The following is a 14,436-nucleotide window of genomic DNA, read 5'->3' as shown; positions in this document are numbered from 1 at the left end:
TCGCGGACCGTGGCGATGCCAGTGCGTCGGACGTCCCTCGTATGGTGGTGGGGTGGCTGAGCGATCTCTGACGTTGATGGCGGTGCACGCGCACCCGGACGACGAGGCGACCAGTACTGGCGGGGTCCTCGCCCGGTACGCGGCGGAGGGGATCACGACGGTGCTCGTGACCTGCACGGACGGGCGGTGCGGCGACGGGCCCGGGGGAGTGAAGCCGGGCGACCCGGGGCACGACCCGCAGGCCGTGGTAGCGATGCGCCAGGCCGAGTTGGCGGCCAGTTGCGAGGCGTTGAAGGTCACGCACCTGGAGACGCTCGGCTATGCCGACTCCGGAATGATGGGTTGGGCGGCCAACGACGCGCCCGACGCGTTCTGGAACACGCCGGTGGCGGAGGCGGCCGACCGGCTGAGCGAGTTGATCCGGCGTTATCGACCCGATGTTGTCGTCACCTATGACGAGAACGGCTTCTACGGCCATCCGGACCATATTCAGGCGCACCGCATCACGATGGCTGCGGTCGAGCGGACGGACATACCCGCGAAGGTGTACTGGACCACCGTGCCGCGTAGTGCGTTTCAGGAGTTCGGTCGCGTGATGAAGGAGATTGGCGTCGAGTTTCCCGAGCCGGACGGGGCGTCGGATGAGATGCCGCAGCTCGGCCTGCCCGACGACGAGATCACTACCTGGGTGGATACGAGGGGCTACGGCGCGCAGAAGTTCGAATCGCTGGCCGCGCATGCCAGTCAGGCCGAGAACATCTTCTTCCTGCAGATTGGCCAGGAACGGTTCACCGAGCTGATGGGCGTGGAAACCTTCGTCCGGGTCCGCGACACCACCGATGCGCCGACGCCCGAGGACGACCTGTTCGCCGGACTGCGCTGACCGAGCATGCCCGGCCCGTCTTGCGGATCCCGGCCAGTCCAGCGCACTGCGACAGCAGTGCCAAGCATCGGAAGCATCGGCCCCGGGGCGACGTCGCCCCGGGGCCGATCGGGTGTGTGTCAGGTCAGAGCGCCGGGTCCATGTAGAGCAGGACGGGGGGCGGCCAGGGACACGGGCACGGCCAGGGGGGCAACGGGCAGGTGCACCAGCTCACCAGGTAGTTGCGCACCTGTATCGGAGTCCAGGCCGGGTTGGCCTGCAGGACGCGGGCGGCGGCGCCGGCCACGTGCGGAGAGGCCATCGAGGTGCCGCTGATGGTGTTGGTCGCGGTGTCGCTGGTGCTCCACGCTGAGGTGATGCTGGTGCCCGGAGCGTAGATGTCGACGCAGTTGCCCCAGTTGGAGTAGGGGGCTCGGATGTCGTTGCTGTCGGTGGCGCCGACGGTGATCGCGTTGGGGGTCGAGGCCGGCGAGAAGCCGCAGGCGTCGGCGTTGGAGTTGCCGGCTGCCACCGCGTAGGTCACGCCGTCGGCGATCGAGTTGGTCACCGCGGCGTTCAACGAGGTGTTCAGGCCACCGCCGAGGCTCATGTTGGCCACGGCCGGGCCGGAGACGTGGTTGTTGGTCACCCAGTTGACGCCGTTGATGATGCCGGCGAAGGTGCCGCTGCCGGCGCAGTTGAGGACCCGGACGGCGACCAGCCGGACGCTCTTGGCCACACCGTAGCGGGCGCCACCGACGGTGCCGGCGACGTGGGTGCCATGGCCGTTGCAGTCGTCGGCGGGCAGGGCGCCGTCGACCGCGTCGAAGCCGTGGACGGCCCGTCCGCCGAAGTCGGTGTGGGTGGTCCGGATGCCGGTGTCGATGATGTACGCGACGACGCCGGAGCCGGTGGTGGTGTAGCTGTAGGAGTTGTTCAGCGGGAGGGGGTGCTGGTCGATCCGGTCCAGGCCCCAGGACGGGGTCGGGGTCTGGGTGACCGAGGCCTGCACGGTGCCGTCCTGCTCGACGTAGGCAACCGCCGGGTCGGCCGCAAGCCGCTTGGCGGTCTTCTCGGTGGCGTGTACGGAGAAGCCGTTGAGGGCGTCGCCCCAGACGTCGCGGACGGTGGCGCGGTAGCGTTCGGCCAGGGTTTTGGCCTTGCTGGCGACGGCGGCCTTGGCCTGGCCTGCGGCACCGCCCACCGCGCTGTCCTTGAGGACGACGATGTAGCTGTTGGGGACGGCGGTGGTGCCGCCGGCGTTGAGGATCTTGCCGGTGGTCGGGGCGGCGGCGGCCGGCGTGCCGATCATGGTGGTGACCATCGCCGAGGCGGCGAGGACCCCCAGAGCGGCCAGTCGGCCCCGGCGTGTACGGGGGAGCGACATCTCCCGATTCCTCCTTACTGCGGCCGTCCTCAGCCGGAGAGGTGCCACGGTTGGGGGCGGTCCTGAATGGTTATCTGAAATGCTATCCAATAATTTCAGTATACGAATATAACAACGCATCCATAATATTGATGTTTATTAAGATGTGTGTGATCTTTCATGCCGTCGTGTGTCGTGATCAGCGGTGGGCTGGGCGTTTGATCTTGTGCGGTGAGTTGATGTCGGCGCGGCACGCTACACGATGCGGTAGGGCGCTTTTGTGGATCGAGTGGCCGTTCTTCTATGCAGCCACCAAGTCGCCATGGTCGATTCCACAGGAGACGGGTGGATGGTTGCCCAACTGTGCTGGCCTCCAGCATTGGTGTTGGGCACGGACGTGCTGTTGCTGCCCATCGGAAAGCGTTTCGATCCTGAAGCCGTAACGATCGCCGGTCCGAACTCCCGCGCATCTGGGCGGGATTGCGCGGAATGATGCTGTCTCGTACGGCACGAGGGGTTTTGGTAATCAATGGCAAGCCCCGAAGGGAATGCTCGACAAGAGGCTGTTGTGGGCTCAAAACCCTTTTATTCTGATGGCCTGTGAGGTCAGACGCCGGCGAGGGTGAGTATCCGATCCATTTCGGCCACGGGCAGGGCCGTCGCGACGGCTGCCGCGTGTGCCACCCATTCGCCCGGGTCCGCGAGCAAGGGCCATGGCCAACGCTGTTCCGGTCGCTGATTTCCTGGTGTTGCCCCCACGCCTCGATCGCACCGCCGAGATGCTTGCCGAGTCGGCCCGGCGGCGAGGCATGGCAGTGGAGCATCTGTCCAGCCCGGTCGTACCGGCCCGGCTGCAGCATTCCGCGGGTGGGCACCTCTACGGCGGACCGACTTTCGCTGCTGCCGTCGCCCCGGACCTCGACCTGGTGCCGCTCGAACCGGCTGACGACTGGCTGCCGCAACTGCCGTACGAGTACACCCACCGCGACATCGCCCTCACCACTCTCGGCGAGGCGCGCTGGTCCCGTACGCCGATGTTCGTCAAGCCGCCCAGGGACAAGACCCTGCCGGCCGGCGTCTACGTCGACGGCTCCCGCCTGCCCGGTGACGAGCGCTACCCCGCCGACACTCCGGTGCTGGTCAGTGAGATCGTGACGTTCCTGGTGGAGTACCGGTTGTTCGTCCTCGACGGCATGGTGCATGCCGCCAGCCGCTACGCCGTCAACGGCCGGCTCGACCCGGCTCCCCTCGATGCCTGCGCACATCGCGCCGCCGTGCTCGACTTCGCCGCCGGCCTTCTCGACGCCTGCGCCGACAGCCTGCCCAGCGCGGTCGTCGTCGACGTCGGCCTCGCCAGCAACGCCGACCGCGGCGACGAACACTGGGCCGTCGTGGAGGCGAACATGGCCTGGTTCAGCACAAGCTACGCCGCCAACCCAGACCAGGTCCTCGACGTGGTGCTCCGCGCAGCCGGACCACGCCACCGCCTGACCCTTCGCGACCAGGCGTTCACAAGACCTCCCACCCCTTTCCCCGGGACTGGAAGATCGGGATCGTCGCCGATGTCATGACCGCAGTGATGAACCCTGCCGCGCTGTCGGCCGACCCCGCTGCGTTGTCGCTAGCCATTCCGCCGCTGCTGGTCGCGCTCTTCCACATTGATGGTGCGACCATCGCAGTCCTCCGGATTGCCCCGGTCGTGGATCACTGGGAAGGCCCCCGCGGCCCACGTGATCCACTCGTCGATGTCCTCGGGTGAGTGACCGATTGCCTTGATCAGAGCCTCAACGGCTCGGAGCTTGTCCGCGTCCAGGTGCTCTCGTAGTTCGCCGATCGTCACCTCTTGGTACGACATCGATAACTGCCACCAGAACTTCATCAGGTGGCGGCACTCTTCCTGCAACCGGTCATCGGCGAGTCGATCGTGAATCACGCGCTGCACCCGCCTTCGTTGGGCATCGTCTCGGAAGCCAAGCCGGAGGTTGCGGAGATCCATACGGCGCACTGTAGCTACAAGCAGCAGGTTCCTCTTGGCAAGGCGCCGGTCGCCTCCTACGGCGACCCGCCGGCCGCAGTCGACTGGCGGTTCGACGTCGAGAGGCTGTTGTCGCTGGTGGTGGCGGCCCAGGAGGCGAGAAGCGTGAGCGCCTGCGCGGTCGGCGAGTCGGGTTCGGCGGCGTAGATGGTCATCGTGAGGTCCGGCTCGGCGCGCAGTTCCATGCTTTCGTACGCGAGGGCGAGGCCGCCCACGATGTGGTGGTGGAAGTGTTTGACGCCGGTGCCGTGGATGCGTACATTGTGCGCGGCCCAGCGGCGGCGGAACTCGTCGCTGCGGGTGGACAGCTCGCCGACCAGGTCGTGCAGACCTTTGTCGTGGGGGTCGATGCCTGCCGCGGTGCGCAGGTTGGCCACGGTCATGTCGGCGAACAGACCCCAGTCCGGGTAGAAGCGGCGGGCGGCGCTGTCGAGGAACGTGAACCGGGCGAAGTTCGGTACGCCGGTGGGGTCGGCGTAGACGTCGCTGTGCATGGCGCGGCCGAGCAGGTTGGCGGCGAGCAGGTCGGAGCGGTTGTTGACCACGATCGCGGGGGTGGCGATGGCGTCCAGCGACCACTGCAGGCTCGGTCGCACGGCACGCTGCTTCGCGCGCCGGCTGGGCCGCAGCAGCGCACTGCTGCCGTTGGCTTCCTGCGCGAGGCGCATCAGGTGGGCGCGTTCGGCGTCGTCGAGTCGCAGGGCGCGGGCGATCGCCTCGAGCACGCCGGCGGAGACTCCGGCCAGCGAGCCGCGCTCGAGCTTGGCGTAGTACTCGACGCTCATCCCGGCCAGCGCGGCGACCTCGCTGCGGCGCAGCCCGGGTACGCGCCGCTGACCGGTGGCCGGCAGCCCGGCCTGCTCCGGGGTTATCCTGGCGCGGCGCGAGGTGAGAAACTCGTGCACTTCGACTCGGTTGTTCACCTGCTCAACGCTACGACGCGTCGCGCTGAACTGGGATGTACCGCGGGTACACCCATCGCCGGTGACCTCCACGCGCCGCGTCAGAGCACCATGCCCGCTTCCGGGTGTACTGGCAGTACACGTCTCCACAGGGTCTGGCTGTGCCGCCGCGCCTGTGGTGACCTGGGATGGCAAGGTCACCATCAGGTCATCGGAGGACATCATTCTCACCGTCAACGCCATCGCCGCGACCTCGGCCACCGAACCGCTCGTGCGTAGCACGATCGAGCGGCGTGACGTCGGGCCGCGCGATGTTCTGATCGAGATCCGCTACGCCGGTATCTGCCACTCGGACATTCACACCGTTCGGGGGGAGTGGGGCGCCGTGCCGTACCCGCTGACGGTCGGGCACGAGATCGTCGGCCGGGTCGCGGAGGTGGGCGCAGCGGTCACCAGGCACGCCGTCGGCGACCGGGTCGGTGTGGGGTGCATGGTCAACTCGTGCCGCGAGTGCGAGAACTGCCGCGCCGGGCAGGAGCAGTACTGCCTGAACGGCAACACCCAGACGTACGCGGGCGTCGACCGCGACGGCACCGTCACCCAGGGTGGCTACTCGACGCACATCGTGGTCGACGAGGACTTCGTGCTGCGCGTGCCGGAAAGCATCCCGTACGAGGCGGCCGCGCCGCTGCTCTGCGCGGGCGTCACCACGTACTCGCCGCTGGCGCACTGGAACGCCGGTCCCGGCAGGAAGGTCGCGGTGGTCGGCATGGGCGGCCTGGGACACCTGGCCGTCAAGATCGCCGTGGCGATGGGCGCCGAGGTCACGGTCCTGTCGCAGACCCTCGGCAAGAAGGACGACGGGCTGCGCTTCGGCGCCGAGCACTACTACGCCACCAAGGATCTGGCGACGTTCGAGGTGCTCAGGAACCGTTTCGACCTGATCGTCAACACGGTCAGCGTGCCGATCGACATGGCCGCGTACCTGGGCCTGCTGCGCCTGGACGGCACGCTGGTGAGCGTGGGCGCGCCGCCGGAGCCGCTGCCGGTGCCCGTGTTCGCGCTGTTCGGCAACCGCAGGTCGTTCGCCGGTTCGGGGATCGGCAGCATCGCCGAGACGCAGGAGATGCTGGACTTCTGCGCCGAACGGGGCATTGCGCCCGAGGTCGAGGTCATCGGCGCGGACGGGGTCAACGAGGCGTACGAGCGGGTGCTCGGCTCCGACGTGCGGTACCGGTTCGTCATCGACGTCGACACCCTGCGCTGATTCGGCTCCGGAAGGAACCGGCAGGGCCGCGAAGGCCCTGTCAGCCCATGGGGCCGACCGTTGCGTAGGTCGGCTCCATGGGCTGACTATCCCTGTGGAAGATCACGTTCTCGCACGCAGGGAACGTGTCGACATCACCGGCTGGCGACCAGCGGGGCGGCCCCGTCAGCGAAGGAAGATGGTCCCTCCCCATCCTGGGCCATGCGCTGCCGTCGTCGGGAACATCAATCCGCTCACGAAACGACCGGAATTGATGTTCGTGAAGAGCCGACCCTCGCCGTTGATCGAGATCAGGTCGGCGCGGCCGTCCCCGCTCAGATCGGTCGGGTAGGGCAGCATGTTCGCGTGCCAACCCTGGCCCACGGAGGTTCGGGGGCCAAAGCCGACCAGCCCGTTCGTCACGCCCTGGTTACGGAAGGCGGCAAGGGTCCCGTCCGCCAGCACGCCGAGCACATCCGCTGGTCCGTCACCATCGAGATCGACGACGTGCATGGCCAGGTGACCGCTCCAGCCCGCACCGACCCGTTGACCGGCGGCGAACGTACCCTCGCTGAAACTGCCGGTGTTCAGGAAGTGCCACAGCGATCCATCGGACTTGACGGACATCAGGTCGGCTTTTCCGTCACCCGTGAGATCACCGAAGAAGGGAAGCTCGGCGGTGCTCCACCCCTGGCCGACCTGGACGGCCGGACCCCAGGTGACCGCACCGTTGCTCATGCCGGTGTTGCGGAATGCCCTGAGCGTGCCGCCCGGGAACACGCCCAGCAGGTCGGCGCGCCCGTCGTCGTCCAGGTCGGCCAGGTACGCCGCCAGCGTCCCCTGCCAGCCGCTACCGACCTGAACGCCGGTGGCGAACATCCCACCCGTGAAGGACCCGGTGTTCCTGAACTGCACCAGGGCCCCGGTGCTGGTCACGCTGAGCAGATCCGCGCGCCGGTCACCGTCGAGGTCACCGATGACGGGCAGCTGCGAGGTCGACCACCCCTGCCCGACCGTCTGGGTAGCGCCCAGTTCCGGCCAGTTCAGCGTGGTGCGCAGGTTCTCGTACGCGTTCAGCGTGCCGTTTCCCGTCACGGCCAGGACATCGGCGCGTCCGTCTCCGCTCAGATCCACCCGGTCGACGCCCAGTCGCAGCGCGAAGGTCACCAGAGGGTGGAGCACGCCGTGCGCCACCGACTCGGGGTGCGAGGCGATGGTGGGAAGCAGGTGACGAATCTCCTGGCGAAGGGTGTTCGCCACGGTGGTCTGTCCGGCGCGCTCGGCGGTCAGGAGGTCCACGGCGCGGGTCGCCGCGTCCACGAGGCGTACCGTCTGCTGCAACCATGGTTGCGCCTGGGTGGTCAGGCTGGTCTGCGTGGCCTGCAGGTCGGTGCTGGCCGTCCGGAGGGCAGAGAGCCTCTGTTTCAGTGCGGCGGCGGCGCTGTCCACCCCGGTTCCGGTGCGGAGGGCGTTGCGGAAGCTGCTGATGGCGTCCGCCAGCGCCACCGAGTCGGTGCGGTCGATGACGGACGAACGGTTGATCTCCGCGAAGGTTCGGAGCTGGCTGGCCTTCGACCCACCGAGGACGTCGATGGCGCGGGACCAGGAGTCCTCTGGCTGGTACTGTCCCGGATTCCAGGCGAAGTCGGCGGCGGTGAGCAGGGGCAACTGAGAGGGGCCCTGCTGGGTCATCTCGTTGAACAGGATCCCTGGCGCAGCCGAGAGCGCTGCCTCGCGCCCGACCAGCGGGCCCATCTGGAGTCGGTCCCAGACCTGGTCGTTGACCGGGAAGTTGTCCCAGATCGCGAGGCGGTGCCGGGGGAACGCCACCTGCGCGTCGTCGAGATTCTTCTTGGTGATACGCGGCGACAGCACCTCGGGTCCGGTCCAGTACACGCCAACCGCGGTGCTGAGCCGGGTGTCGAACTCGGTGCGGTAACTGCTGACGGCCGTCCCGGCGTACTCGCTGCTGACCGTGTACAGCTGGCCCATGCCGGCGTGGGCGTTGATGAACTGCGCCTGGACGAAGTTCGTGACGTCGGCCTGTGCCCGTGCCCACGCCGTGACCCCGGTTCCGTATGTCTGGCTGTCGTTGACGCAGGAGAACGGCCGCGTCGGGAAGACGTCGTCCCAGGCGATGACGAAGTGCCGGACTCCGATCTGGTACATCTGGTTGAGCCGGGAGAGCAGGGTGCCGCGCTCCGTGGCGGAGGAGTGGCAGATACCGCTGGCCTGGTCCAGCGGCATCTCGGGGGAGATCCGGTAGACGAACGCGACGTGCAGGCTGTTGGCCTTGGAGACGACTTCTCGCAGGTCGCCAAGCTCCGTGGCCGAGTAGGAGGTCCGCCAGTTGTCGCTGCCGCTGCCGCCCGTGCGCGGGTCAGCCGCAGGCCCGTAGAAGAAGCGGTTCATCTTGTTGCGGGCGAGAACCTCCACCTGTTCCAGCCGGTCGGCTTTCGTCCACCGGGCCACCCCTGGTGGCGGGGGGTTGGCCGAGTCCATCCCACCGCGGAACGAGAAGGCCGGCCAGTCCCTGATCGTGACCCGCGCGATCGCCGCACCGGAGGAATCCGAGGTCAGGAGCTGCCGCAGGGTCTGTGCGGCGTAGAAGGTGCCCACCTTCTGGCCGCCGGAGAGCACGACCCGCTGCCGGCCGCCGGAGTCCGTCCCGGTAGCCAGCAGATAGCCCTGATCCGGCAGGCCGCTCGGGGTGGCGACACCGATCGCGTTCAGGGCCGCCGCGCTCGCGGGAGTCTCCTGCGCTCCCCCGACGTAGACGGTTGTCCCGGCGCCCGGATCGGTGCTGGTGAGGGTGACGCGTGTGTCGCGCGAGGTGAAGGCGGCGACCACGGCGTCGACGGCCGGCTGGTCCGCGGCCGTGCCACGGACGATCGTCACCGCGGCCGGCAGGTCGAGCGGAGTCCCGGTGACGGACAACTCCTGTGGCCGCGGATTGAGGGGCGGGGTGGCGGGAGCGCCACTGGCCGTGGACGGTGAGCCCAACAGCCCGACCGTGCCGACAAGCGAGGCGAGCGCGCAGCCGGCCAGTGTGCGTGGGAAGCGCCAGCGTCGCCGAAGGTAGCCGTTTCGCATGGACGTACTCCTGAGGACTTGAGGGTCATGACGGGAGCCGTGGCACGCGGTGGGCTCGCGACGGCTTACGGGAATACTGGGCTAGACCGGCTATCCCCGTCAATGGCTCCTACTGAGCCGGCAGTCATGCGGTTGGGGATCGATGGACTTGCCAGCCGCTCGAGGTGCGGGTTGCGGCGGGGCTCCGCGGAGTCCACGGTCTGGAAGGCGCCCCCGCCTTCCGTAGGCGAACTTCAATATCGACTACCATCGTGGCGATGACCCTCTCCGCCGGCCATGCTCATGTCGGCGCCACCTCACCAGAAGGGATCACCATGGCGAGTAGAAGACGATGGCCGACCCGTAGCGCGGCCGTTCTGGTCAGTGCGATCACGCTGGTGACCGGCCTGCTGCCGGCACCCCCCGCCGTCGCGGCGAACGCGGTCTTCCAGGCGGCGACGCTGAACATCCTCAACTCACTCACCCGAGCCGATTTCGTCTCCGACCTGGAACTGATCACCTCGAAGGCGGACCTGGTCGGCCTCAACGAGGTGGGGGAGCGGAAGGCCTACCTGCAGGACTGGGCCGCGGCGAACGGCTGGTGGCTTTACGCACCCGAGCCGACGAGCGCCGCGCAGGAAGCCCTGCTGGCCAAGAAGAGCATGTTCGACGTGGTCGACAAGGGATCCGTCTTTGTGTGCGACACCAACGGGCCGGGGGAGGTGCCGCCCGCCCGCTACAACAATTGGGTCCAGTACCGACACAAGGCGAGCGGTCGGAACGTCATCCACATCAACGCGCACCTCAACGCCAGCATCGAGAGCAACGGCCGGCCGGAGGATCTGCCGCGTACCCGGTGCGCCGAGGAGCAGATTCAGCACATCAAGAACCTGGCCGTCGACAAGAACGACGAGGGCCAGGTCATCGTCAGCGGCGACCTCAACATCGACTTCAGCGCCGACCGGGCGTACGGGTACGAGAAGTTCCCGTGGAAGGTCTTCGAGGCCAACTCCCTGCCGAACCTGCGCTCCGTCTTCAACCTCTACGGGGAGAAGGGCACCGGGACGCACACGTCGGGACGGCACATCGACTACATCTACTTCTGGAAGCGCGTGCCGGAGCACCAGGTCATGTGGATGACCGACTACAGCATCGTCGGCGGCACGAAGTCCGACCACAACGGCGTCGTGGCGACGTTCGCCATCCAGATGTAGGTCCTAAGCCGGACTCGGAAGTTGGCGGCGTCGTCAGAGGAACACGCCGACCCTGGGCGTGGCGCCGTCCCAGCGCAGGATCGCGGCGTAGAGCGCCCGGCGGGCACCGGCTGGGAGCGAGCCGTCGGCCTGCTGCCGGCACGAGTTGGTGCCGCCAGCTCACGGCTGGCGTTGCCGATCCAACGGGTGCCGTCGTCGTTGACCCGGAGCATCCGGATCGTCGACGGGGTCTGCTGGGTCTTGTACAGGACGAACCGGCGGCCTTCGGCGTCCTGGAACGGCGCCGGATCGATGACGCCTGCGGCGGCGACCGGCCGGCCGGGCACCGCGTCGTCGGCACCGCGTGAGTCGGCGGGGCAGATCAGCGGCGCGTCGCCGAGCGGCTCGTACCGCCCGCGCACGTCGTCGGCGTCGGCGACGCCGATGCACCGCTGCCCGTTCTTGCCCTTCGCCGGCAGCGAGTAGTACAGCACCCAGCCCGCCGGGGTGCGGACCGCGTCGGGTGCCGCGGGAGGCGGCGAGAGGATCGGGCGGCAGCCGCGGACGTTGGTGGCGGGGCAACGACCGTGGTCAGTAGAGCAGGTAGGGCCGGCGCTGCCGGTCGAAAGCGGCCAGCTCGTCGGCCCAGGCGCCCACCACGTCGTCCACGTCGGCGCCCGCGTCGATCATGGTGCGCAGCCGGGGCGACCCGGTGAGCTTGTCGATCCAGTACGGCCGAACCGTGTCCCACGTGTCCTGCCGCCAGGCGAACGCCGGATATTTCCGCGCCTCCACCAGCATGGCCACGCCCGTGCGGATCGGATCGTAGGCGTGGCGGTCCACGATCTTCACCTCGACGCCGGCGCAGAGCTTGTTGAGCAGCGCCGGCTTCTGCCCGGCTGCGGTGGGCGAGAAGTACGCCTCCCGGAACCGCACTCCGGGCAGGTCACGGGCGTTGAGACGGTCACCCCAGTGGTAGTCGAAGTCGGTGGCGAGCCCGCCGATCAGCTCGAACGGACGGCAGGTGCCGCGACCTTCGGTGATCGACGCGACGCCCTCGAAGAGGCAGGTGCCCGGGTAGACGAGCGCCGTGTCCGTGGTGGGCATGTTGGGGCTCGGCATCACCCACGGCAGATCGGTGTCGGCCGCCAGCACGTCCCGCTTCCAGTGCCGGCACTGCACCACGTGCAGGTCGACCTGCTGTCCGATCTCGCCGGGCAGGAACTCGGCGTTGAAGAGGCGGGCCAGTTCGCCGACGGTCATGCCATGCTGCTGCACGATCTCCTTCAGCCCGACCCCGGAGGTGTAGCCGGCGGTCATCATCGGGCCGTACGCCCGGCCGCCGATCGGGTTGGGCCGGTCGAGCACGACGTACCGCTTGCCGACCCGGGCTGCGGCGAGCATCGAGGTGTACATCGTCCAGATGTAGGTGTAGAAGCGGGCGCCGACGTCCTGGATGTCGAACACCACCGTGTCCGTCCCGGACTGGGTGAACATGGTCTCCCACTTGGCCTGCGAGGCGCCGTACGCGTCGTAGACGGTGATGCCGGTCCGGGCGTCGATGCCGGTGCCCTCGCTGCCGCCGGCCTGCGCCGAGCCCCGGAATCCGTGCTCGGGGCCGAACGCCGCGACCACGTCGACCTGACCGGAGCCGTGCATAAGGTCGACCAGATGGCGGTAGGAGGAGTCGACGCCGGTCGGGTTGGAGATGACCCCCACCCGCTGCCCGCGCAGTTCCCGGAAGCCGGAGCGGACCAGTACGTCCAGGCCGGTCTCGACCCGGCGGATCCCGGGGTCGGCGCTGCCGGGTGCGCCAGCCAGGGCTCCGGCAAGGGCGCCCCCGGTGACCGTGCCGGCTCCGGTGAGGAAGGTTCTGCGCTGCATCGGGTGCCTCCCAGCCACTCAATTCATCGAAACCTAACTACATCCGGCAGGCCGGTCAAGGAAGGCCGTGTTGCGGAGGAGGGCGGGACGGTGCGGTGAGGGCTCACCTGGTCCTCCGACTCCCCCGGAGACGGACAGGTGTGCCGGGTGCCCGGTTGGGTACCCGTCCGGCCGACCCGGAGGAGGCCGCGGTGACGGACGAAGCGCCCGACTACTTCCAGCCCGAGGGCGGGCTGGTGCTCACCCATCTGTTGATCGTGCGGGACGTGGACCGTTCGCGGGAGTTCTACCGCAACGTGCTGGGAGCGACGGTGGTGCGCGAGCGGCAACCGGCCATTCTCCGACTGCACAACAGCTATATCGTGATCAACGACGAGGGCGGCCCGACCGACGACAAACCGACCGTCCAGGCGCAGGCGCCGGCGGACCCGAACGTGCTCAGCGGCGCGCTCAACATCCGGGTCGCCGACGTACGTGCCGTCTACGAGCTGTGGCGTTCCCGTGGCGGACAGTTCCTGACCGAACCGAAGGACCACGGGGTGGAGATCCGCTGCTACCTCCGTGATCCGGACGGCTACCTCATCGAGCTCGGTCAGGGCACCGGAATCCTCGCCGAGATGGGACGACCGGCCCTCACCCAGCGGTGACCCCGCACCCGTCGACTGTCACTAGACCGCGCGGGCCACGCAGATCCTCGCGTCGAGACGGTGCCCGGCCTCGTAGAGCATGTACGAGACGCCGCCGTCGGTGCCGAACGTCGGCGCCGCTACCCGGCCGTTGTCCGACGCGATCGGCCGGTGGAACACCCCGAGGTGGACCTCGCGGTCGAAGTTGTTGCCGACCTCGGTCAGGTACATGTTGCCGCTGTTGCCGTGATACGCGAGATACGCGGTGCCGTTGCGCTTCAGCAGGTGCGGCGCGGAGATGTCGGTGAGCCCGTCGCCCGATGGTGACACCAGCGGGTTCGGGTCGAACTGCCAGCCGCTCCAGCCGTTCGGCGACCAGCCCCAGAAGATCTTCCGGCTGCCCCAGCTGCTGCTGCCTGTGGTGTTGCCCATGAACACCATGACGTAGCGGTTTCCCTTGCCCGCCACTGCGTGTTCGAAGACCCGCGCGTACGAGGTCTCGGTGGTGTTGGGTACCAGGTTCGTCGACAGGATCGGCGTCTCGTTGGTGAAGTGGATGCCGTCGGTCGAGCGGGCGACCCGGGTCGTGTAGTTCTCGCCGTGGAAATACAGGTAGAACTGCCGGGTCGGCGCGTCCCACACCACGTGTGGCGACGACACGTGGCTCACGGTCGTGGTCGGCAGGTGGCGGTCGATGATGGGGTTGTTGGCGTACTCGGTGTAGGGGCCTTCGAGTCGGTTGGCGTAGGCGAGGCAGATTCCGCCGGGCGCGTCGTGCGGCGCGTAGTAGAGGTAGTAGCGGCCGAGATAGCCGCTGATCTTGTCGTAGACCCCGCGCACGCACGGGAAGATGAATTCGCCGGTCGGGTTGTACCGCAACGGTGTGGCGAACGCGTCCCGTACGTATCGATAGGTGGGAAAGCCGGCCGGTGCGGCGAGCGCCGGCGTGGGCGTCGCGGCAAGGCCGGCGGCGGTGGTCGCGACACCGGCGGCCGCCGCACCACGCAGCAGCGTGCGTCGGGACACAGAGCCTTCAGGGGTACGCGTCATGGCGTTCGCTCCGTTCGTGGGGGCGGGCCGACGGGGCAGGGGAGTGGACCGTCCGTGCCGAGCCGGCGGCGCTACCCAATCTCTCTGATCGACCGTATGGCGTGGGCGCTCGTCGATGAGTCTGCGCGCGGCGTCTCGGCGGCGTCAAGACGCTAATACGAATTAGCAACGCGCTGGACGCGGCGTCGATGACGCCGGTC

At 68.3% G+C, this 14,436-nt stretch carries 12 protein-coding genes; 5 read left to right on the top strand and 7 right to left on the bottom strand.

All coding sequences use genetic code 11. From position 1 onward, the window contains the following. The first annotated feature begins 52 nt into the window (after nucleotides 1-52). Nucleotides 53-883, top strand: a complete 831-nt coding sequence (locus GA0074692_RS13070) for a PIG-L family deacetylase (protein ID WP_091644129.1) — start codon at nucleotides 53-55, stop codon at nucleotides 881-883. Between the two features lie 124 nt (nucleotides 884-1,007). Here GA0074692_RS13070 and GA0074692_RS13065 read toward each other — a convergent pair whose 3' ends face one another. Continuing rightward, nucleotides 1,008-2,249: a S8 family peptidase gene (locus GA0074692_RS13065; protein ID WP_091644125.1), complete on the bottom strand. Its 1,242-nt coding sequence runs from the start codon at nucleotides 2,247-2,249 to the stop codon at nucleotides 1,008-1,010. 692 nt (nucleotides 2,250-2,941) lie between these two features. On the opposite strand from GA0074692_RS13065, the gene GA0074692_RS13060 reads away from it, so the two are divergent. Then, on the top strand, nucleotides 2,942-3,799 hold the full coding sequence (locus GA0074692_RS13060) for an ATP-grasp domain-containing protein (RefSeq protein ID WP_091644120.1): 858 nt from the start codon (nucleotides 2,942-2,944) through the stop codon (nucleotides 3,797-3,799). Nucleotides 3,800-3,849: 50 nt separating this feature from the next. Here GA0074692_RS13060 and GA0074692_RS13055 read toward each other — a convergent pair whose 3' ends face one another. After that, nucleotides 3,850-4,224 carry a hypothetical protein gene (locus GA0074692_RS13055; RefSeq protein WP_141725266.1) on the bottom strand — a complete coding sequence of 125 codons (375 nt, stop codon included), beginning with the start codon at nucleotides 4,222-4,224 and terminating at the stop codon, nucleotides 3,850-3,852. Nucleotides 4,225-4,280: 56 nt separating this feature from the next. Next, entirely contained in the window at nucleotides 4,281-5,186 is a 906-nt protein-coding gene (locus tag GA0074692_RS13050; RefSeq protein ID WP_091644114.1) for a helix-turn-helix transcriptional regulator, read from the bottom strand. Nucleotides 5,187-5,388: 202 nt separating this feature from the next. Here GA0074692_RS13050 and GA0074692_RS13045 point away from each other — a divergent pair, with 202 nt between their 5' ends. Further along, nucleotides 5,389-6,432, top strand: a complete 1,044-nt coding sequence (locus GA0074692_RS13045) for an NAD(P)-dependent alcohol dehydrogenase (RefSeq protein WP_091653373.1) — start codon at nucleotides 5,389-5,391, stop codon at nucleotides 6,430-6,432. A gap of 165 nt (nucleotides 6,433-6,597) precedes the next feature. Here the strand turns inward: GA0074692_RS13045 and GA0074692_RS13040 are convergent, their stop codons facing one another. Then, a complete protein-coding gene (locus GA0074692_RS13040; protein ID WP_091644112.1) occupies nucleotides 6,598-9,504 on the bottom strand; it encodes a beta-N-acetylglucosaminidase domain-containing protein in 2,907 nt (968 codons plus the stop codon). 257 nt (nucleotides 9,505-9,761) lie between these two features. Here GA0074692_RS13040 and GA0074692_RS13035 point away from each other — a divergent pair, with 257 nt between their 5' ends. Next, the gene (locus GA0074692_RS13035) at nucleotides 9,762-10,697 is read left to right on the top strand and encodes an endonuclease/exonuclease/phosphatase family protein (protein WP_141725265.1); all 936 of its coding nucleotides are present in this window, start codon (nucleotides 9,762-9,764) and stop codon (nucleotides 10,695-10,697) included. On the opposite strand, the gene GA0074692_RS13030 is transcribed toward GA0074692_RS13035, so the two are convergent. Next, the gene (locus GA0074692_RS13030; protein WP_176738438.1) at nucleotides 10,628-11,170 is read right to left on the bottom strand and encodes a glycoside hydrolase family protein; all 543 of its coding nucleotides are present in this window, start codon (nucleotides 11,168-11,170) and stop codon (nucleotides 10,628-10,630) included. The genes GA0074692_RS13035 and GA0074692_RS13030 overlap by 70 nt on opposite strands. Nucleotides 11,171-11,267: 97 nt before the next feature. Further along, the gene (locus tag GA0074692_RS13025) at nucleotides 11,268-12,560 is read right to left on the bottom strand and encodes an exo-beta-N-acetylmuramidase NamZ family protein (RefSeq protein WP_091644101.1); all 1,293 of its coding nucleotides are present in this window, start codon (nucleotides 12,558-12,560) and stop codon (nucleotides 11,268-11,270) included. Nucleotides 12,561-12,751: 191 nt separating this feature from the next. On the opposite strand from GA0074692_RS13025, the gene GA0074692_RS13020 reads away from it, so the two are divergent. Continuing rightward, nucleotides 12,752-13,207, top strand: coding sequence for a VOC family protein (locus GA0074692_RS13020; RefSeq protein ID WP_091653370.1), 456 nt, complete (start codon nucleotides 12,752-12,754; stop codon nucleotides 13,205-13,207). A gap of 21 nt (nucleotides 13,208-13,228) precedes the next feature. Here the strand turns inward: GA0074692_RS13020 and GA0074692_RS13015 are convergent, their stop codons facing one another. Beyond that, complete coding sequence (locus tag GA0074692_RS13015) at nucleotides 13,229-14,236, bottom strand: glycoside hydrolase family protein (protein WP_091644097.1); 1,008 nt, start codon at nucleotides 14,234-14,236, stop codon at nucleotides 13,229-13,231. Nucleotides 14,237-14,436: the final 200 nt, after the last annotated feature.

The organism is Micromonospora pallida, from assembly GCF_900090325.1.
GTDB lineage: Bacteria > Actinomycetota > Actinomycetes > Mycobacteriales > Micromonosporaceae > Micromonospora > Micromonospora pallida.
This window is presented reverse-complemented; position numbering and strand designations above follow the sequence as displayed.